This is a genomic window from Staphylococcus sp. SUC_1.2 (assembly GCF_026222585.1).
Genome location: NZ_JANJPM010000001.1, coordinates 148,639 through 170,198, shown reverse-complemented (window position 1 = coordinate 170,198; position 21,560 = coordinate 148,639). Strand labels below are relative to the sequence as shown.

Here is a 21,560-nt window from a genome sequence, read left to right as displayed (position 1 = left end):
TCAATATGTCTGATATTATCCCTTTTCCTCAATCAAAGCAAAAATTATATCATAATATTTTAAATGCACAACAACAAAATAAATATAAAGAAATGTATCAATTGTTTGATATATATGAAGCCTCATTCGAGTTAGATAATCAATTATCTTTGATTAAATGTGACATGTTAAATGAATTAGGGTTATATTTAGAATTAAGAGAAGAAGCAATTATTTTCTTAAAAAAAGGTATACCTCATTACGACGAACTAATTATTTTCTATATTAAAGCATTAATAGGTTTAAATCAGAATTATGAAGCAGTTGAAGTCATTAATCAAATCATTAACGAAGTGAAAGAACATAAAACTAGAATGGCACTCTTTCCATTAAAAGAATATGCCCAATCTAAATTAGATGAAGACAAGAAACTTTCTAGTCAATTATTATCAGAATTTACTAGTTTAGATTTAAATCGTCAAACTAAATTAATGATTAAACTCATTGATAACGGACATTATGAATTCAGAAAGACGGTTGCTTTTTTATTGTCTAATCAAGTAGAATCTTATAATTTAAAAAGTCTCATGCTTGAGTATTTACGTTTTTCAAATTATGATAGTGAAATAAAAATTGAGAAGTATGGTTATGAAGTCAACATCCTCCCTACAACATTAAAAGGTTTAGAACACACAGATATGAAAACTACTGTTATTCCCCAAGTTCTCGATAGATTAGAAAATGGAGCTTTGAATATACAAAATGAAGCTCAGTATGTGATGAATAATCATTCAATAAAACTATATCCACTTGATATATTTTCACTTTTTAATGAAGAAGATTGGATAATAGCTTATGATGTTTATTTTAAGTCAATGATTGGTATAGAAGTAAGTGAAGCAAATCAAGAATTATTAACATTAATTTATCAGTTAGATAATTAAATGTGAGCAAATCATTTTAGTTTACTTAAATGATTCTGTAAAGTTGAATTACTATTTAAAATCCCCTATAAAACATTGTTTGTGTCCATATTAGACCTATGATATAATAGGGAAGTTGAAAAAATTAAAAATGTAAGCATGGAGGTATTTATACATGACAGCAACTTGGGAAAAAAAAGAAGGTAACGAAGGTTTATTAAAAGTTACTGTTCCAGCAGAAAAAGTAAATAAAGCATTAGATCAAGCATTTAAAAAAGTGGTTAAACAAATTAACGTGCCTGGTTTCCGTAAAGGTAAAGTGCCTCGTCCAATTTTCGAACAACGTTTTGGCGTTGAAGCATTATATCAAGATGCAGTAGATATTCTTTTACCTGAAGCTTATGGTGAAGCCATTGAAGAAACTAAAATCAATCCAGTCGCTCAACCTGAAATTAATGTAACTCAAATTGAAAAAGGTAGAGATTTCGAATTTGAAGCAACAGTGACTGTTGAACCTGAAGTTAAATTAGGAGATTATAAAGGTCTTGAAATTGAAAAACAAGATTCTGAATTAACTGATCAAGATTTACAAGATGAAATTGATCATAGTTTAGGTCATTTAGCTGATATGGTTGTTAAAGAAGATGGTGCAGTTGAAGAAGGAGACACTGTAAATATTGACTTTGATGGTTATGTAGATGGCGAACAATTTGAAGGTGGCCAAGCTGATGGTTATGATTTAGAAATCGGTTCAGGTTCATTTATTCCAGGATTTGAAGATCAATTAGTAGGCGTTAAAACTGGAGAAGAAAAAGACGTTGTTGTAACATTCCCAGAAGAATATCACGCTGAAGAATTAGCTGGTAAAGAAGCTACATTCAAAACTAAAGTAAATGAAATTAAATACAAAGAAGTACCCGAATTAACTGATGAAATTGCAAATGAATTAGATTCAGATGCTAATTCAGTAGATGAGTATAAAGAAAACTTACGCAAACGTTTATCAGAACAAAAAGCACAAGATGCTGAAAATGTGGAAAAAGAAGAAGCAATTAATAAAGCAACTGAAAATACAACAATTGATATTCCACAAGCTATGATTGACACTGAATTAGATCGTATGGTTCAAGAATTTGGTCAAAGAATCCAACAACAAGGTTTAGACTTACAAACTTACTTCCAAATTTCTGGTCAAGATGAATCTCAATTAAGAGAACAAATGAAAGATGATGCAGAGCAACGTGTTAAAACAAACTTAACATTATCAGCAATTGCAGATGAAGAAAATATCAAAGTCACAGATGAAGATATTGATAAAGAATTAGAAAAAATGAGCAGTCAATTTAATATCTCAGTAGAAGATATTAAACAAACTCTTGGTAATACTGATATCATTAAAAATGATGTACGTATTCAAAAAGTAATTGACTTATTAAGAGACAATGCTAAATATGTTGATTCAGCTAAAGAAGATAAAAAAGAAGACAAATAATAAACTTTTAAATTGATATAAAGTTTAAAAATAAGTAGCAGGTGCATCATTATATGTATCTGCTACTATATGTTTTAAGCATTTTAGTTGTTAACTATCAATTTGCATTGTAGAATGCTATCTAGTATAGTCGTTTAAGGATAGAGGTGTAAATGAATGTTTAAATTTAATGAAGATGAAGAAAATTTAAAATGTTCTTTCTGTGGTAAGGACCAAGATCAAGTTAAAAAATTAGTAGCAGGGAGTGGTGTATACATTTGTAATGAATGTATCGAACTATGTTCTGAAATTGTTGAAGAAGAATTAGCTCAAGCTACTTCAGAAGAATTTACTGAATTACCGACGCCTAAAGAAATTATGGACCATTTAAATGAATATGTTATTGGCCAAGAAAAAGCTAAAAAATCTTTAGCAGTGGCAGTTTACAATCATTACAAACGTATTCAACAATTGGGTCCAAATGAAGATGATGTTGAGTTACAAAAAAGTAATATCGCCTTAATTGGACCAACGGGTAGCGGTAAAACTTTACTTGCACAAACACTTGCTAAAACATTGAATGTACCATTTGCTATTGCAGATGCAACAAGTTTAACTGAAGCAGGTTATGTTGGTGATGATGTTGAAAATATTTTATTACGTTTGATTCAAGCTGCTGATTTTGACATTGATAAAGCAGAAAAAGGAATTATTTATGTAGACGAAATTGATAAAATTGCTAGAAAATCTGAAAATACATCAATTACGCGTGATGTTTCTGGTGAAGGTGTACAACAAGCATTACTTAAAATCTTAGAAGGTACAACAGCAAGTGTACCACCTCAAGGTGGCCGTAAACATCCTAACCAAGAATTGATTCAAATTGACACAACTAATATTCTATTTATATTAGGTGGTGCGTTTGATGGTATTGATGAAGTCATTAAACGCCGTTTAGGTGAAAAAGTTATCGGTTTTGCTAGCAATGAAGCAGATAAGTATGATGAAGAAGCTTTATTAGCACAAATTCGTCCTGAAGATTTACAAGCATATGGTTTAATTCCAGAATTTATTGGACGTGTACCAATAGTTGCTAATTTAGAAACATTAGATGTTGAAGCGCTTAAAAATATTTTAACGCAACCTAAAAACGCGTTAGTTAAGCAATATACAAAAATGTTAGCTCTTGATAACGTTGAATTAGAATTTACTGAAGAAGCTTTGGCAGCAGTCAGTGAAAAAGCAATTGAACGAAAAACTGGAGCACGTGGATTACGATCAATTATAGAAGAATCTTTAATTGATATTATGTATGATGTACCTTCAACAAGTGATGTTGCTAAAGTTGTAGTAACTGCTCAAACAATTAATGAGGAAATCGAGCCTGAAATGTATGATTCAGAAGGTAATTTATTGAACGGTACTAAAACTTCAGCTTAATTATCAACCATATGATAAGGAAGTGGTGATAGAATTCATTTGAGTTCGAAACTGCTTCCTTATTTTTATACATATCATTTTTTTAAAATTTTAGATTTTTAAACATTTATATTATAATAAAGCAGCTATAATAATGAAGAGGTGTTTGAATATGAATATTAACCCAAATAATATAGAATTAATGATTAGTGCAGTGAAAGAAGAACAATATCCTGAAACCAATTTAACTGAAATCGCTTTAAGTGGACGTTCTAATGTGGGTAAGTCCTCTTTTATTAATAGTATGATTGGTAGAAAAAATATGGCTCGTACTTCACAACAGCCTGGAAAAACGCAAACTCTAAACTTCTATAATATTGATGAACAACTTATTTTTGTTGATGTTCCTGGATATGGATATGCAAAAGTAAGTAAATCACAGCGTGAAAAATTTGGGAAAATGATAGAAGAGTATTTAACTAAACGAGAAAATCTAGGTTTAGTCATTCAACTTGTAGATTTACGACATAATCCTACCGAAGATGATGTATTAATGTATAATTATTTAAAACATTTCGATCTACCAACACTAGTCATTTGTACTAAGGAAGATAAAATTGCGAAAGGTAAAGTTCAAAAACATATAAAAAATATAAAACAAAAATTAGATTTAGATCCAAACGATACAATTATAAGTTACTCTTCTATTCAAAATTCTAAACAGCAATACATTTGGGATATTATTGCTAATTATATAAATTAAAAGAAATATCTTGTAATTAAGTGACGAAATTTTGACTTCACATTAGAATGTTTCTAATTTATTTGAGCATCAAACTTAAATTCATTCTAAAATGTGTTATACTAACGATATTGTTAGTATATGGAGGGCGTTATAAATGCATTTTATTGCTATTAGCATAAATCATCGTACTGCTGATGTAGCTTTAAGAGAGCAAGTTGCTTTTAGAGATGATGCCTTACGATTAGCCAATGAAGATTTATTCGAAACTAAAGCAATTTTAGAAAATGTAATATTATCGACATGTAATCGTACAGAAGTATATGCTGTAGTGGATCAAATTCATACAGGACGATATTATATTCAACGATTTTTAGCTCGTTCATTTGGATTTGAAGTAGATGATATTAAAGCAATGTCTGAAGTTAAAGTGGGGGACGAAGCAGTAGAACATCTATTGCGTGTAACTTCAGGTTTAGATTCAATTGTGTTAGGAGAAACACAAATTTTAGGCCAAATGCGTGATGCATTTTTCTTAGCGCAAGATTTAAAAACAACTGGAACTATCTTTAATCATCTATTTAAACAAGCAATTACTTTTGCTAAAAAAGCACATAATGAAACAGATATCGCAGATAATGCTGTAAGTGTTTCATATGCTGCTGTGGAATTATCAAAAAAAGTATTAGGTAAATTAAAAAATAAACATGCTGTTATTATTGGTGCAGGTGAAATGAGTGAATTGTCGTTATTAAATTTACTCGGCTCAGGCATTAATCATATTACAATTGTAAATCGAACAGAAAGTAAAGCTAGAATTTTAGCTGAAAAACATCAAGTTAGTTATGATAAGCTAGAATCTTTACCTAGTTTATTAACTTCAACTGATATTGTTATTAGTTCTACTAGTTCACCAGATTATATTATTACTAAAAGTATGATTAATCAGGCACTATCATATAGAAAATCTAAATTATTATTATTAGACATTGCAGTACCACGAGATATTGAACCATGTCATAATTTAAGTGATGACGTATTTAATTATGATGTAGATGATTTAAAAGGTTTAGTTGATGCTAATTTAAAAGAACGACAAATAGCGGCTGAAGCTATTTCTAATGAAATTCCTGCTGAAATTAAAGCACATAATGATTGGGTAAATATGTTGGGTGTAGTTCCTGTAATAAGAGCTTTACGTGAAAAAGCAATGACTATTCAAGCTGAAACAATGGATAGTATCGATAGAAAATTACCGAATCTATCTGAACGAGAACGAACAGTCATTTCTAAACATACTAAAAGTATTATTAATCAAATGTTGAAAGATCCAATTAAACAGGCTAAGGAATTGAGTAACGATAAAAAAAGTAATGAAAAATTAGAGCTATTTCAAAATATATTTGATATTGAAGCCGAAGATCCTTATAAAGCAGTGAAAGAACGAAAAAAAGAAAAGGAACTTTCAGTACGACATATCTTTAGTTTTGAATAAGCATATTAAAATGGTGATAATATGCAAGAAACGCTATTTATTAGATTTCATGAAATTATATTAATTGTATATTTAATTAGCATTCTTTGTTATTTTATAGACTTTGTTCGGAAGAGTCATAAGATTAGAGTACTTGGAATTTATGCCTTAGGGATTGTTTGGTTTTTACAAACAATCTCTTTGTCTATGTATATTACTTCGCATAGTGATGTATTGTTTAATTCCATATTTGATGTTTTTTTCTTCTTGTCATGGATGATTATTTCTATTTCTCTAGTTTTAAATATTATTAAAGTTCTAAGTTTTTCTGTGTTTTTTTTGAATGTAATTGGATTTATCTTATTAACGATGAATACATTTAGACCTGAACACTATACAAACAGTATACAAAAAGTACAAGTTATAAATGAATTATTACTTGTACATGTAGGGCTTGCAGTATTGAGTTATGCTTTTTTTGCACTTGCATTTGTAAATGCATTGCTATATATCATTCAATATAAAAACCTTAAAGAAAAAAACTTTAATCAGAAATATTTTAGAATTGGCAGTGTAGCAACTCTTGAAAAAATTATATTTTTTTCAACTTTGGGCGGTTTAGTAATATTAATATTGAGTGTAATTTTAATTGCTCAATGGGGAATCTATGCGGTTGGTATAGCAATATTTAAAGATCCGAAGGTTATGTTGTCTGTCATTATTACGCTTCTTTATACAGTATATATCGTTATGTATTTAAAAAAGAAAATCATCTCAATTAATTTAATTTATTTTAATATTATGATATTTTGCCTATGTATGGTGAATTTATTCTTCACTACTCATTTTAATTAAAAGAAAACTTATGTAGGAGGCCTTGTTTATGCGTAAATTAGTTGTGGGTTCACGTAGAAGTAAACTTGCTTTAACACAAAGTAAACAATTCATTGATAAATTAAAAGCCATTGATCCATCTTTAGAAATCGAAATTAAAGAGATTGTCACAAAGGGAGATCGAATTGTGAATCAACAACTATCTAAAGTTGGAGGAAAAGGCCTATTTGTTAAAGAGATTCAAAATGAGCTATTTAACAACGATATCGATATGGCAATACACTCATTAAAAGATGTTCCTAGTATTATTCCAGAAGGTTTAACATTAGGTTGTATTCCTGATAGAGAAATACCATTTGATGCCTATATTGCCAAAAATCACGTACCATTAGAAGAACTTCCTAAGAATAGTATAGTTGGTACAAGTTCATTAAGAAGAGGTGCACAAATATTATCTAAATATCCTCATCTAAAAATTAAATGGATTCGTGGTAATATTGATACACGTTTAAATAAATTAGAAACAGAAGATTATGATGCGATTATTTTAGCAGCAGCAGGACTCAAACGTATGGGTTGGTCTGATGACGTAGTAACAACTTATTTAGATAAAGACACATTACTACCTGCAATCGGTCAAGGTGCTCTTGGCATTGAGTGCCGTAGTAACGATATTGAACTTCTCGAGTTACTTCAAAAAGTTCACAATAATGAAGTTGCAAATTGTGTAACGGCCGAACGAACATTTTTAGCTGCAATGGATGGAAGTTGTCAAGTTCCAATTGGTGGATATGCGAATTATAACAATAACAATGAAATTGAGTTTACAGGCTTAATCATGACACCAGATGGTAAGGAACGTTATGAACATACTGAAGTAGGAACTGACCCTGTAAAATTAGGGAACAGAGTAAGTGAGATACTTAAAGAACAAGGTGCGTATGAAATTATAAGAAAATTAAACGAAGAAGCATCACATTAATACTAAATCTTAGTAGAGGTGTTACAGTTAGATGAAACCAGTGATAGTTATGACGCAAACGAGTAAAGTACAGAGTGATATGGTAGAAGTCATTCATAAGCCATTTATTAAAATTCAATCACTTGAATTTGATACTCAACTCTTGCATGATAATTATGACTGGCTTATTTTTTCTTCAAAAAATGCCGTACATTTATTTTATAAATATTTAGAGTACGTGAATGTAAAACATATTGCAGTAGTAGGAGCTAAAACTGCGCAGTTATGTAAACAATTAGGTATAAATATAGATTTTATACCTAACGATTATTCTCAAGAAGGTTTATTAGAAGGATTAAATCTAGAAAAATCTTCTATTTTAATTCCGAGCAGTGCACAGGCAAGACCAAAATTGCAACAAACTCTCGCTGAACATAATAATGTTGTGAAAATTGACTTGTATACACCTATAGCGGATAGAGAGAATATTATTGAAGTTATCAATCTAATTCAACATAATCAAGTTGAAGCATTAACATTTTCAAGTTCATCTGCAGTGCGTTATTATTTTAGTGAGGCATTTCCTAAGCATTTTAAAAATTACTATGCTATAGGTCAACAAACTGCAAATAGCATTAGAGCCTATGGTTATGAACCTTATATTGCAGATAAACAAACTTCTGAAGCATTAATAAACACATTTTTAGAAAGTAGGAATAAATAATGAAATTCGATAGACATAGAAGATTACGTTCTTCAGCTACAATGAGAAGTTTAGTAAGAGAAAATCATGTTAGAAAAGAAGATTTAATTTATCCAATTTTTGTAGTAGAAAAAGATAATGTTAGAAGCGAAATTAAATCGTTACCTGGTGTATATCAAATAAGTTTAAATCTATTAGATGATGAAATTAATGAAGCATATGATTTAGGTATTAGAGCGATTATGTTCTTTGGCGTACCTAATGAAAAAGATGATGTGGGTTCTGGTGCATACGATCATAATGGCATTGTTCAAGAGGCAACACGTAGAGCAAAAAAACTTCATAAAGATTTATTAATCGTTGCTGATACTTGTTTATGTGAATATACGGATCATGGTCATTGCGGTATCATTGATGATCATACGCATGATGTTGATAATGACAAATCTTTACCATTATTAGTTAAAACAGCAATTTCTCAAGTCGAAGCTGGCGCTGACATTATTGCTCCAAGTAATATGATGGATGGTTTTGTTACCGAAATTCGACAAGGTTTAGATGAAGCTGGTTATTATAATATTCCAATTATGAGCTATGGCATTAAATATGCTTCTAGTTTCTTTGGACCATTTAGAGATGCTGCAGATTCAGCTCCTTCATTTGGAGATAGAAAAACGTATCAAATGGATCCAGCTAATCGTTTAGAAGCACTAAGAGAATTAGAAAGTGACTTAAAAGAAGGCGCAGACATGATGATTGTCAAACCAGCTTTAAGTTATTTAGATATTGTTAGAGATGTAAAAAATAACACTAATATTCCTGTTATTGCTTATAATGTTAGTGGTGAATATGCTATGACTAAAGCAGCATCTCAAAATGGTTGGATAGATGAAGAACGTGTGGTTATGGAACAAATGGTATCAATGAAACGTGCGGGCGCAGATATGATTATTACTTATTTCGCGAAAGATATTTGTCGTTACTTAGATAAATAATGGTTAAGGAGGAACAAGTTAATGACTTATGAAAAATCACAAGAAGCAATGCGCATTGCTGAAACACTTATGCCTGGTGGTGTCAATAGCCCTGTAAGAGCATTTAAATCAGTAGATACACCAGCAATTTTTATGGATCATGGTGAAGGTTCGAAGATTTATGATATAGATGGCAATGAATACATTGATTATGTATTAAGTTGGGGACCATTAATTTTAGGTCATAAAAATAAACAAGTCATTAGTAAATTACATGATGCTGTAGATAAAGGCACTAGTTTTGGTGCTTCAACACTAGAAGAAAATAAATTAGCTGAACTTGTTATTGAAAGAGTGCCTTCAATTGAAAAAGTAAGAATGGTTTCTTCAGGTACTGAAGCTACTTTAGCGGCATTAAGACTGGCTAGAGGTTACACTGGTAGAAATAAAATTGTTAAGTTTGAAGGATGCTATCACGGACATAGCGATTCATTGCTTATCAAAGCAGGTTCAGGTGTAGCAACTTTAGGTCTTCCAGATTCACCAGGAGTACCTGAAGGCACAGCTAAAAACACAATTACAGTACCTTATAATGATTTAGATGCGATTAAAGTAGCATTTGAAAATTATGGAGATGATATTGCTGGTGTGATAGTAGAACCAGTTGCAGGAAATATGGGTGTTGTACCCCCTAAAAAAGGTTTCTTAGAAGGATTAAGGGAAGTCACTAAAGAATATGGTTCTTTACTTATCTTTGATGAAGTCATGACAGGTTTCCGTGTAGGGTATAACTGTGCTCAAGGTTATTTTGGTGTGACACCAGATATCACATGCCTAGGAAAAGTGATTGGCGGTGGCTTACCTGTAGGTGCTTTTGGAGGCAAAAAAGAAATTATGGATAAAATTGCTCCAGTAGGTAATATTTATCAAGCGGGAACTCTATCTGGTAATCCTTTAGCAATGACAAGTGGTTATGAAACACTAAGTCAATTAACGCCTGAATCATATGAGCATTTCCAAAAATTAGGCGATATATTAGAAAAAGGACTTAAAGAAGTATTTGCTAAACACAATGTTCCTATTACAGTAAATAGAGCTGGTTCTATGATTGGTTATTTCTTAAATAAAGGACCTGTAACCAACTTTGAAGAAGCGAATCAAAGTGATTTAGAGCTATTTAGTAATATGTATAGAGAAATGGCTAAAGAAGGTATATTTTTACCACCTTCCCAGTTTGAAGGAACATTCTTATCTACCGCACATACCAAAGAAGATATTGAAAAAACGATTCATGCTTTTGATAATGCATTAAGTAGAATTGTTTAATATTTAAAAGTTAATATAATAAAAGTGGAACAAAGATGAGATAATATCATCGTTCCACTTTTTTTAATTTAAATGCTTTTAATCTAGAAAGAAGTGATGATTTTTGAGGCGAATTTGGCTAAATAATATTATATTATTAATAATAGCGATAATCATGAGTTTAATATTAAAATTATCTCATATGCTTTTACCCTTTATGTTTGGGCCCATTATAGCCTCAATTATTGTGGTTAAAGTACTAAAACTAAATATTAAATGGCCTTTTTGGATTAGTCAGATTGGCTTAATATTACTTGGAGTACAAATAGGATCTACGTTTACGTCACAAGTCATTAACGATATCAAAAATGAGTGGTTAACCATTGTGACGGTGACTGTTTTACTCATCACGTTATCATTATTGATTGCTTATTTTTTCAAAAAAATTGCAAGAGTTAATACTGAAACTGCTATCTTGAGTGTAATACCTGGCGCTTTAAGTCAAATGTTAATTATGGCTGAAGAAGATAAAAAAGCGAATATCTTAGTAGTAAGTTTAACCCAAACTTCTAGGGTTATTTTTGTAGTCGTACTTGTACCACTTATTTCTTTTTTATTTAGCAATTCATCATCAAGTGAAGAGATGATTCATAAAGCTACACCATTAACAAGAGCTTTAAATGTGCCCCAAATTGCTTTAATTATGATTGCTATAGCTTTTGTTTATTTCTTAATGTCAAAAATAAATTTTCCAACAAAACAATTACTCGCTCCAATTGTCGTTTTAATTGTTTGGAATTTATCAACTCATCTGACTTTTACTTTAGATAATTATATTCTTGCTTTTGCACAAGTGATTTATATGATTAGAATTGGTTTACAAATTGCACATTTATTAGGTGATTTAAAAGGTCGCATTGCTATAGCAATTATGTATCAAAATATAAGTTTAATTTTAGGGTCATTTTTGATGGTCTTTATTGTTCATTTGTTTACTCATAATTCATTAAACGAATTATTTTTAGGTGGAGCTCCTGGAGGTATGAGTCAAATTGTACTAGTTGCCATAGCTACTGGTGCAGATGTTGCTAAGATATCAAGTTTTCATATCTTTAGGATATTTTTTATATTATTTTTAGTAGCACCAATAATTAATTACTTTTTAAAACGAAAAAAAAGTGATAATCAATCATAAGGAGTAGAACTACGAATTCAAAATAATCTGTTCTACTCCTTTTAATATTTAATGATTAGGTTTTGAAGGACATCCTTCTAAGTGAGCATCATATAGACCAGCCGCTTCCATAAACGAGAATACAGTCACAGGTCCTAAAAATTTAAAACCATAAGCTTTTAAATCTTTTGAAAGTTGTTTTGCTCTTTCATCAACTGTAATACGTTCTGAGGGAGTTTTATAGTGCAAGTCAATAGGATGTCCATCAACATATGACCATAAAAACTTACTGAAGCTACCATATTCTTTTTCAATTTGTAAATAACCCTTAGCTTGAGATACTATGGCTTCTAATTTCTTTCTATTATGTACGATATTTGGAAAGGTCATTAAAGCATTAATATCTTTCTCTGTCATTTTAGAAATTTTTATAGGATCAAATTGATGAAATGCTTTTTCATAAGCCTCTTTCTTTTTTAATATAGTTAACCAAGATAAACCAGCATGTTGAGATTCAAGTGCAAGTAATTTGAAAAGTGAAAGACTATTAAAATCTGGTTGTCCCCATACTTTATTATGATAATCTAAATAAATAGGGTCTGTAGTTCCAAAGGCACATGCGTTCATAAATATTCCTCCAAAAGATTGACTTATCATTGTTTTCTATTATACTATTAATTAGTAATTAAATATATTTTTTGGGAAGAGTACGTTTGATACTTATCAAAGAGAGCATATGGACGGTGTAAATATGTATAATGATCAAACTGAAGGTAGCCCACAAGTTCTTTTATTGAATACACATATAATAGTAGATAGAAGCGTGTATGAGCGTTAATCATAAATAAGTGCAAGAAGATATGGAGGTATCGTCTTGAATTTAGGTGGTACCACGGAGCATCCGTCCTATATATTAGGAAGGATGCTTTTTTATTTTAGGAGGTTATTTCAATGAAAATGGAATCAAAGTATAATCCTCGTGAAGTTGAAGCGGGACGTTATGAAGAATGGGTAAAAAATGAATACTTTAAACCTCTAGAAGATGAATCTAGAGAAGCATATACAATTGTTATTCCGCCGCCGAATGTGACTGGTAAATTACATTTAGGACATGCTTGGGATACAACATTACAAGATATTATTACTCGAATGAAACGTATGCAAGGATACGATACGCTTTATTTACCTGGTATGGATCATGCGGGTATTGCAACACAAGCTAAAGTAGATGCTAAATTAAAAGAACAAGGTATTTCTCGTCATGATATAGGACGTGAAAAATTTTTAGAACATGCTTGGTCTTGGAAAGAAGAATATGCATCTTTTATTCGTAAACAATGGGCTAAATTAGGCTTAGGTCTTGATTATAGTAGAGAACGTTTTACTCTTGATGACGGCTTAAGTAAAGCGGTTAGAAAAGTATTTGTTGATTTATATAATAAAGGAATTATTTATCGTGGAGAGCGAATTATAAATTGGGATCCAGTCGCACGTACAGCATTGTCAGATATAGAAGTGATTCATGAAGATGTGCAAGGTCATTTTTATCATTTTAAATATCCTTATGCTGATGGTAATGGATATATTGAAATTGCCACAACTCGTCCTGAAACAATGTTAGGGGATACTGCTATAGTCGTTAATCCAAATGATGAACGTTATAAAGATGTCATAGGAAAAAAAGTGATTTTACCAATTATAGGTAGAGAATTACCAATTTTAGCAGATGAGTATGTTGATATTGAATTTGGTAGTGGAGCTATGAAAGTTACACCTGCACATGATCCTAATGACTTTGAAATTGGTCAGAGACATCATTTAGAAAACATTATCGTAATGGATGAAAATGGAAAAATGAATGACAATGCATCTCAGTATGCTGGTTTAGACCGTTTCGAATGTCGTAAAAAATTAGTAGAAGATTTAAAAGCTCAAGATTTAGTGATTAAAATTGAAGAACATATGCATTCTGTAGGTCATTCAGAACGTTCTGGTGCAGTAGTAGAACCTTATTTATCTACACAATGGTTTGTAAAAATGAAACCACTTGCGCAACAAGCACTAGATAATCAAAAAACAGATAATCGAATTGATTTTTATCCACCACGTTTTGAAAATACATTTAATCGTTGGATGGAAGAAATTAGAGATTGGACTATTTCTAGACAATTATGGTGGGGTCACCAAATTCCAGCTTGGTATCATAATGAAACAGGTGAAGTATATGTTGGAGAAGAAGCACCTGCTGATATCGAAAATTGGACTCAAGATGAAGATGTGTTAGATACATGGTTCTCAAGTGCGTTATGGCCATTCTCAACTTTAGGTTGGCCTAATGAAGAAGCAAAAGATTATCAACGTTACTATCCAACGAATGTTCTTGTAACCGGTTATGATATTATCTTCTTCTGGGTAGCAAGAATGATTTTCCAAGGATTAGAATTTACTGGTAAACGACCATTTAATGATGTACTTCTTCATGGTTTAGTAAGAGCTGAAGATGGTCGTAAAATGAGTAAATCACTTGGTAATGGTGTAGATCCAATGGATGTCATCGAAAAATATGGAGCAGATAGTTTACGCTACTTCTTAGCAACTGGTTCTTCTCCAGGTAATGACTTACGTTATTCTACCGAAAAAGTTGAATCTGTATGGAACTTTATTAATAAAATTTGGAATGGTGCTCGCTTTAGCTTGATGAATATTGGAGAAGACTTTAAAGTGGAAGACATTGATTTATCTGGTAATTTATCTTTAGCGGATAAATGGATTTTAACACGACTAAATGAAACAATAGAGACCGTTACTAATCTGAGTGAAAAATATGAATTTGGTGAAGTTGGACGTGCTTTATATAACTTTATTTGGGATGAATTCTGTGATTGGTATATTGAAATGAGTAAAATACCAATGAATGGTGAAGATGAAGCTCAAAAACAAACAACACGTTCTGTTCTAAGTTATACACTTGATCAAATAATGAGAATGCTACATCCATTTATGCCATTTGTAACTGAAAAAATTTGGCAAAGTTTACCGCATGAAGGAGAAACAATTGTAAAAGCAGCATGGCCGACAGTTAAAGAAGAGTTTGTGTTTGATGAAAGTAAACAGACAATGGAACAATTAGTTGAAATTATTAAATCTGTGAGACAATCACGCGTAGAAGTAAACACACCACTTTCTAAATCAATCCCTATTCTCATTCAAGCTAAAAATGAAGAAATTAAAACAATCTTAGAAAAAAATGCGGATTATATTCATAGATTTTGTAATCCAAGTGAATTAACCATCGATACAAATGTAGATATTCCTGAAAAAGCGATGACAGCGGTAGTAGTTGCTGGTAAAGTCATTTTACCGTTAGAAGGACTTATTGATATGGATAAAGAAATTGAACGTTTAGAGAAAGAGTTAGACAAACTTCAAAAAGAATTAGACCGTGTTGATAAAAAATTATCAAATGAGAATTTTGTTAATAAAGCACCTGAAAAAATTATAAATGAAGAGCGCGAAAAACAACAAAAATATCAAGAAAAATATAATGGTGTTAAAAACAGAATTGAACAATTAAAAGCATAGGAGAATTGTCAATGAATTACCTAGATAGCTTATATTGGATACATGAGCGCACTAAGTTTGGTATTAAACCTGGTGTTAAAAGAATGGAATGGATGCTTAACCACTTAAATAATCCTCAATTAAATATTCGCGGTATTCATGTGGGTGGAACAAATGGTAAAGGTTCTACAGTAGCTTATTTAAGAGCTGCATTAGTTGAGAATGGATATGAAGTTGGAACATTTACTTCTCCTTTTATTGAAACGTTTAATGAACGAATTAGTTTAAATGGTTATCCGATCTCAAATGACGAAATAGTTGAATTAGTAAAGCGAGTTAAACCAGTAAGTGAAGCGTTAGAACAAGAAACCGAACTCGGTTCTGCAACAGAATTTGAAATTATAACAACAATGATGTTTTTATATTTTGGAGAGATAAATCCTGTAGATTTTGTTATTGTAGAAGCGGGACTAGGAATTAAAAATGATTCAACTAATGTGTTTACTCCTATTCTTTCAATTTTGACAAGTATAGGATTAGATCATACTGATATTTTAGGAAGTACGTATTTAGATATCGCAAAAGATAAAGGTGCTATCATAAAACCTAATGTACCCGTCATCTATGCAGTAAAAAATGAGGAAGCTTTAAAATACATTAGAGATTTAGCGGAAAATCAGAATGCAAAGCCAATTGAACTAGATAGAGAAATCATTATTGTATCTGAAGATGATGAATTTACTTATAGATATAAAGATTATGAGTTAGAAACAATCATCTTAGATATGATAGGTGATCATCAAAAAGAAAATGCTTCATTAGCTATTACAGCTTTAATAGAGTTGAACGAAGAAAATATTATTGAATTAGATTTTAATAAAATGATTGATGCTATTGAAAGTGTTTGTTGGACAGGACGTATTGAGCAAGTTAAAGAAAAACCTCTTATTATTATTGACGGAGCACATAATAATGAAAGTGTTGAAGCATTAGTTTCAACAATCAAAAATTATTATGATCTTGAGAAAATGGATGTTTTATTTTCAGCCATTAAAGGTAAACCTGTAACCGAAATGTTAAGTAAATTACAGAATTTAGCTGGTACATTTTATTTTACTGAATTTGATTTTCATAAAGCCTTATCTAAACAAGAATTACTTGAGAGTATAGATGCTGATAACATTGAATATATTGATGATTATGTAGATTTTATAAATCATTATGATGGTGAGGGCTTATTGATTACAGGCAGTTTATATTTTATAAGTGAAGTAAAATCGAAAGTTGAATTTAATTCATAATATATAGTATGTTAATTATCTAAATATAGCTATGAAGAAAGTTACAAATTAAACTTCTTCATAGCTTTTTTATTAGTTATATAATTGATAGATTAAGAGTGGACTGATTATTTTTAATAAAGGTTTTATTCATTTTATTGAATTTAAAATGCTTTAAAGAAGATATATTTATTTATTGAAATGAATTTAATCTAATCCTCGTTATTCCATTTACTTAGACCATATTTTAGTTATAATGAATGATATGAGGTGATCAGTATAATAGTATTATTAGCATTTACGTGTAGTGTAATATTTAGTTTTTTATATCAATTTTCAAGTATAGAGAAAGTGAATCTTCAATATTTCAAGCGACGATCACAATGTGATTATTGTCATACATCATTAAAGTGGTTTGATACTATACCATTATTAAGTTTCATATTCTTAAAAGGACGCTCGAGATGCTGTTCAAATCCTTTAAAACGCTCCTATATTATAGGTGAAATATTATCGTTTCTTATTGTCCCATATTTAATATTTATCGATATACATATAAATTATTCTCTCTTTATATTAACTTGTTTAATGTTGATAACGATGTCTCTAACCGATATTCAAACATTAACAATCAACAGTAACTTAATCCTCGTTTTTTTCTTTGTCGGTATCTATATTTCTTCATTACATTTGATTTCATTTATATTTATTTTCTTTCTATTACATACATTTTTTCTGTTAAATTCTAAAAGTATAGGGTACGGTGATATTTTATTACTTAGTATACTTTCTATATTTTATACTTATGAATTTATACTTCATCTAATATTATTAACTTGTGCAATTGGTCTTATGTTTTATATCATCTTGTTTCGTTTTAAGATACGTAAAATCCCACTTATTCCTTTTATTTCAATCTCATATATTTTATTAATTAATTTTTCCAACAATATTATGTAACTAATAAAGAAAAGGTGATGTTTTTGAAAATTAAAGATATGGCCAAAAGTGAGCTTCCTAAAGAGAGACTCATTCAATATGGTGAAAAAAGTTTGTCTAACAGTGAATTATTAGCAATTTTAATTAACACTGGACGACAAGGGGTTTCAAGTATTGATATTGCAAATGAAATGATTAATAAAGTAAATAATTTAAAAGAATTAAAATTACTTTCAATACATGATTTGTTAAAAATAAAAGGTATAGGATTGCATAAAGCAGTGACACTAAAAGCCGCTTTCGAATTGGGAGAAAGAATAAATAAACGTAATTCAATTGAAAAAGTAAAGATTAAATCTCCTAAAGATGTCGCAGATATGATGATGTCTAAAATGAAAGATTTAACTCAAGAGCATTTAGTTGCTTTATTTTTAAATACTAAAAATATAGTGATAAAAGAAGAAACTATATTTATAGGAACATTAAACTCTTCAGTGATACACCCAAGAGAAGTCTTTAATGCTGCCATTAGAGCTTCATGTAATGCAGTAATTGTGATTCATAATCATCCATCTGGAGATGTGACGCCTTCAAAAGAAGATATTGCTACTACCATTAGACTTAAAGAATGTGGACAAATTCTTGGCATTGAATTACTTGACCACATTATTATCGGTGATCAAAAATTTACTAGTTTAGTAGAGGAGGGGTATTTCGTATAAAAGATTAAAAATTATTTATAGTCTCATTGTTAAAATTTTAGTATAATAAGCCTTAATTATATATTTAGAGGTGTATGATGACTTTAATTTTAATCATAGGGGTGTTAATACCTATTATTTACATAATGAGATTGAATATTAAACAAAAAACAATTCGTTTAAAAGAAACGCTTAATACCGTGTTATTATCGATTGTTGGTATTACAATTTTTTCTTTTATTGGAGTATTCGTCAACCATACGCATACTCAATTATATATTTTACTCATTAGTGATATAGTAACTGGAACGATATTTGGGTTACTATTAGCAACAATATATAAAATTTATGAATACTTGTCTCAAAGCAATCGTAAATAAAGCTAGTTAACTTTTCATACAATACAATCATAAACGAATTAATAAAGGGTAGATTGTATTAATTACATTGAAAAGTAACTAGCTTTTTCATTATCTTATATAAGCTGAAAGCACATTAAAATTTTCTAAAATCCAAAGAACACCTTGATAGGCTAAATACAGTCCGAGAATAATAAAAGCAGCAGAGATTAAAAATCTTAAAAGTGCAAATCCTACTTTAAAAAGTATAACTGCAAGCAAGATAAGTAAAATAATTGTAAGAATGTTCATTTCTCACACTCCTCTAAATTTATTTTACGAGTGATATTAATTATTATAATATATTTTAAGAAAATGTTAATCAGTCTTAAGAATTTACTTAATTTACTTCTTTAGACCGATGGATAAAATCTATTTTATATTTATAATAATTTAGATTTAAAATTGGAGGGATTTTATTGCGAATGGTTTTTAGTATTTTTAAAAATATAGTAGCAGTTATTGCAATCCTTAGTATTGTTTATTTTGCATTAAAATATGCCCCGTTTTTAAGAGAACAGGACTGGAATCCTATGAATCAACCTCCCAATAACCAATTCGAGCTCTTGCCAAGTAATCAAACATCAACACCAGTGCCTACTAATGGAAAAAGTTATACTATAGAAGAAAATCATTTACTTCAGAATATTCCTGCTAGTCAAACAAAAAATGTGTTTAAATTTATAGATAAAAAAGAATTTATGGAAGTTTCAGGTATAGTTAGAATGGGATATAATGATAATTACATTGTAGGGCAAAGAGATAATGAATTTATCATCTATAAATTCGGAAGTGATACGATTAAAGTCTTTAGTACGGAAATTGAAATGGAACAGGAATTAAATCGCCTAGGACAATCAATCACTTTAAAACCTCAGAATGAGTATTAAAAAATATAATTTGAAAAAAATAAATAAATGCGTTAATGTCTAAAATAGATACAATAATCTTTTGAAGGTTGGTGTAATGTATGTCTGAACAATCTAAAGAAAAACAGGCAAATGAACAAGCAAAAGCACAAAATTTATTTTCTAAATGGAGAAAAGACGAAACGCTCTATGAAGAAGATAAAAAAGATAAGCCGAATAAAGAATCGTAAAATTAAATAAGATGACATTTGATAGGAGCAAGTACTAGAATTCAATGAAGATTCTAACTTGTTCCTTTTTTTCTTTGAAGATAATATTTAATATTATTCTTTATTTCAATCCTAGAGTAATATAAAATAGAATATAATAATTTAAAATAAATAGTAGAGGTGTTATGAGTGTTAAATTTTTTTAAAAATAACAAGTTAATTGTTGTTTTTTGTGCAATAATTATTTTTATTGCATTGATTGGTTTGTCCATTCGTTCACAAACTCAATCACCTCCTGAGCAATATGTGGGGGACTCAGTGTCATTTGGTCAGAGAGTAATTAGTTACCCTGTCAATTTTGTGACTGGAGCTATAGGTAACTTCTTTCAATCTAACAAATCAAATCATAATGAAGTTAATCAATTAAAAGCAAAAAACGAAGCATTAGAAGCGGAAAATAAAAACTTAAAAAAAGAACTTGATATGACTGATGCTTCAAAATACGATGCAATTTCAGGTGCCATCATAGCACGTAATCCAGATCAATGGATGAATACTGTGATTATTGATAAAGGTAAAAAAGCTGGTGTAAGCAATAATATGGCAGTGTTTACTAGTGATGGTTTAATTGGAAGAGTAACTAGAGTGAATCAATTTTCTTCTCAAGTTGATTTACTTTCAACGAATACAAGAGCTGGAAAACTATCAGTCAATATTCAACATCACTCTAAAAATGTTTTTGGATTAATTGATCACTATGATAATAAAACTCAGGAATTAATTATTAGTAATATCAATAATAAGGATAAAATTTCAAAAGGTGACAAAGTAGTAACAAGTGGATTAGCCGATCAATTGCCAAGTGATTTATACATAGGAGAAGTGACGAAGGTAGAAAATGATGAATATGGTTTAGCAAAAGAAGTGAGGGTGAAAACTGGAGCAAATTTATCAGATATTCAACATGTATACATAGCGAAAAAAAGTAATAACACGGATTTCAATGAAAGAGAGACTCGATAATGAAAGCGTTCGTTTATATAATGATCGGTATCATCGTTTTTTATCTTGATACACTTATTGGTTTGGTTATTCCTTTTCATATAGGCAACCTAACATTTATCTTAGTTCCTCATTTAACTCTAATGTATTTATTACTTTTATCAATTTATAGACCATTTATGGTCACATTATTACTAAGCATTTTTTTAGGTATGATAACTGATATCTACTTTGGCAGTGTATATGGTTTATATTTGTTTGGTTATATATTCTTAATAACAATATTTAATAAGTTCTTGAAGATTTTTTACCGAGACTATATTATGGTATATTGGTTCAGTATCATTGGTGTAATGATTCTTGAAATATTTGTAGCAATTATATATTCTGTTATTAGCTATGTAGAATTTGATTTACTAAACTTTATATTACTACGTATTATCCCAACACTTATATTAAATATTATTTTATTAATTATTTTGATGCCTATATTCTTTAAATTCTTTAAAAAGCCAATATAATAGATTGACATTGAATATAAGTAATGGTAAGATGCAATAGTTGAGTAGTTTTATAGCTACATACAACCGCTCAAATACAGGTTTAAGCGTTAAAATGTTATATTTTATCACCTGTATATGG

The 21,560-nt window shown here is 29.9% G+C and carries 22 protein-coding genes and 2 other annotated features (1 of these 24 running past the window's edge); of the genes, 20 read left to right on the top strand and 2 right to left on the bottom strand.

The window, feature by feature from the left end; translation table 11 throughout:
- The first annotated feature begins 5 nt into the window (after positions 1-5).
- From NR218_RS00885 to NR218_RS00835, 11 genes are all read left to right on the top strand, one after another.
- On the top strand, positions 6-923 hold the full coding sequence (locus NR218_RS00885) for a hypothetical protein (RefSeq protein WP_049434659.1): 918 nt from the start codon (positions 6-8) through the stop codon (positions 921-923).
- A gap of 154 nt (positions 924-1,077) precedes the next feature.
- Positions 1,078-2,394, top strand: coding sequence for a trigger factor (gene tig, locus NR218_RS00880; protein WP_265883195.1), 1,317 nt, complete (start codon positions 1,078-1,080; stop codon positions 2,392-2,394).
- A gap of 156 nt (positions 2,395-2,550) precedes the next feature.
- Entirely contained in the window at positions 2,551-3,813 is a 1,263-nt protein-coding gene (clpX, locus tag NR218_RS00875) for an ATP-dependent Clp protease ATP-binding subunit ClpX (RefSeq protein ID WP_002448985.1), read from the top strand.
- 151 nt (positions 3,814-3,964) lie between these two features.
- Positions 3,965-4,555: a ribosome biogenesis GTP-binding protein YihA/YsxC gene (gene yihA, locus NR218_RS00870; RefSeq protein ID WP_002448982.1), complete on the top strand. Its 591-nt coding sequence runs from the start codon at positions 3,965-3,967 to the stop codon at positions 4,553-4,555.
- 136 nt (positions 4,556-4,691) lie between these two features.
- Entirely contained in the window at positions 4,692-6,029 is a 1,338-nt protein-coding gene (gene hemA, locus NR218_RS00865) for a glutamyl-tRNA reductase (protein ID WP_265883193.1), read from the top strand.
- A gap of 21 nt (positions 6,030-6,050) precedes the next feature.
- A complete protein-coding gene (gene ccsA / locus NR218_RS00860) occupies positions 6,051-6,863 on the top strand; it encodes a cytochrome c biogenesis protein CcsA (protein WP_002448932.1) in 813 nt (270 codons plus the stop codon).
- A 28-nt stretch (positions 6,864-6,891) separates the two neighbouring features.
- A complete protein-coding gene (gene hemC, locus NR218_RS00855) occupies positions 6,892-7,824 on the top strand; it encodes a hydroxymethylbilane synthase (protein ID WP_017176145.1) in 933 nt (310 codons plus the stop codon).
- Positions 7,825-7,855: 31 nt separating this feature from the next.
- Entirely contained in the window at positions 7,856-8,527 is a 672-nt protein-coding gene (locus NR218_RS00850) for a uroporphyrinogen-III synthase (protein WP_002448958.1), read from the top strand.
- Positions 8,527-9,501 carry a porphobilinogen synthase gene (gene hemB, locus NR218_RS00845; RefSeq protein ID WP_002448944.1) on the top strand — a complete coding sequence of 325 codons (975 nt, stop codon included), beginning with the start codon at positions 8,527-8,529 and terminating at the stop codon, positions 9,499-9,501. The genes NR218_RS00850 and hemB overlap by 1 nt, the downstream gene beginning before the upstream one ends.
- A gap of 21 nt (positions 9,502-9,522) precedes the next feature.
- On the top strand, positions 9,523-10,806 hold the full coding sequence (gene hemL, locus NR218_RS00840; protein WP_049414967.1) for a glutamate-1-semialdehyde 2,1-aminomutase: 1,284 nt from the start codon (positions 9,523-9,525) through the stop codon (positions 10,804-10,806).
- A gap of 103 nt (positions 10,807-10,909) precedes the next feature.
- Positions 10,910-11,980: an AbrB family transcriptional regulator gene (locus tag NR218_RS00835; protein ID WP_002449008.1), complete on the top strand. Its 1,071-nt coding sequence runs from the start codon at positions 10,910-10,912 to the stop codon at positions 11,978-11,980.
- A gap of 48 nt (positions 11,981-12,028) precedes the next feature.
- On the opposite strand, the gene NR218_RS00830 is transcribed toward NR218_RS00835, so the two are convergent.
- A complete protein-coding gene (locus NR218_RS00830; RefSeq protein ID WP_002448956.1) occupies positions 12,029-12,586 on the bottom strand; it encodes a DNA-3-methyladenine glycosylase I in 558 nt (185 codons plus the stop codon).
- A 58-nt stretch (positions 12,587-12,644) separates the two neighbouring features.
- Positions 12,645-12,871 (top strand) — a binding site (T-box leader).
- 39 nt (positions 12,872-12,910) lie between these two features.
- Between NR218_RS00830 and NR218_RS00825 the strand changes: the two genes are divergently transcribed.
- From NR218_RS00825 to NR218_RS00805, 5 genes are all read left to right on the top strand, one after another.
- Positions 12,911-15,541 (top strand): valine--tRNA ligase, encoded by a 2,631-nt coding sequence (locus NR218_RS00825; RefSeq protein ID WP_002449015.1) that lies wholly within the window; start codon positions 12,911-12,913, stop codon positions 15,539-15,541.
- Between the two features lie 11 nt (positions 15,542-15,552).
- Entirely contained in the window at positions 15,553-16,821 is a 1,269-nt protein-coding gene (locus NR218_RS00820; RefSeq protein ID WP_265883191.1) for a bifunctional folylpolyglutamate synthase/dihydrofolate synthase, read from the top strand.
- 249 nt (positions 16,822-17,070) lie between these two features.
- Positions 17,071-17,760 (top strand): prepilin peptidase, encoded by a 690-nt coding sequence (locus tag NR218_RS00815; RefSeq protein ID WP_002487997.1) that lies wholly within the window; start codon positions 17,071-17,073, stop codon positions 17,758-17,760.
- A gap of 23 nt (positions 17,761-17,783) precedes the next feature.
- Positions 17,784-18,461, top strand: coding sequence for a RadC family protein (gene radC / locus NR218_RS00810; protein WP_017176150.1), 678 nt, complete (start codon positions 17,784-17,786; stop codon positions 18,459-18,461).
- A 125-nt stretch (positions 18,462-18,586) separates the two neighbouring features.
- Entirely contained in the window at positions 18,587-18,820 is a 234-nt protein-coding gene (locus NR218_RS00805) for a hypothetical protein (protein WP_231911334.1), read from the top strand.
- Between the two features lie 90 nt (positions 18,821-18,910).
- Here the strand turns inward: NR218_RS00805 and NR218_RS00800 are convergent, their stop codons facing one another.
- The gene (locus NR218_RS00800) at positions 18,911-19,090 is read right to left on the bottom strand and encodes a hypothetical protein (RefSeq protein ID WP_002455241.1); all 180 of its coding nucleotides are present in this window, start codon (positions 19,088-19,090) and stop codon (positions 18,911-18,913) included.
- A gap of 167 nt (positions 19,091-19,257) precedes the next feature.
- On the opposite strand from NR218_RS00800, the gene NR218_RS00795 reads away from it, so the two are divergent.
- The 4 genes from NR218_RS00795 to mreD all read left to right on the top strand — a co-directional run bounded on the left by NR218_RS00795 (position 19,258) and on the right by mreD (position 21,439).
- Complete coding sequence (locus NR218_RS00795) at positions 19,258-19,728, top strand: DUF4930 family protein (protein WP_017176152.1); 471 nt, start codon at positions 19,258-19,260, stop codon at positions 19,726-19,728.
- A gap of 80 nt (positions 19,729-19,808) precedes the next feature.
- Complete coding sequence (locus tag NR218_RS00790; protein ID WP_017176153.1) at positions 19,809-19,937, top strand: hypothetical protein; 129 nt, start codon at positions 19,809-19,811, stop codon at positions 19,935-19,937.
- 168 nt (positions 19,938-20,105) lie between these two features.
- On the top strand, positions 20,106-20,939 hold the full coding sequence (mreC, locus tag NR218_RS00785) for a rod shape-determining protein MreC (protein ID WP_017176154.1): 834 nt from the start codon (positions 20,106-20,108) through the stop codon (positions 20,937-20,939).
- Positions 20,939-21,439 (top strand): rod shape-determining protein MreD, encoded by a 501-nt coding sequence (gene mreD, locus NR218_RS00780; RefSeq protein WP_017176155.1) that lies wholly within the window; start codon positions 20,939-20,941, stop codon positions 21,437-21,439. The genes mreC and mreD overlap by 1 nt, the downstream gene beginning before the upstream one ends.
- Positions 21,440-21,493: 54 nt before the next feature.
- Positions 21,494-21,560 (top strand) — a sequence feature (ribosomal protein L21 leader region) (it continues 17 nt past the right edge of the window).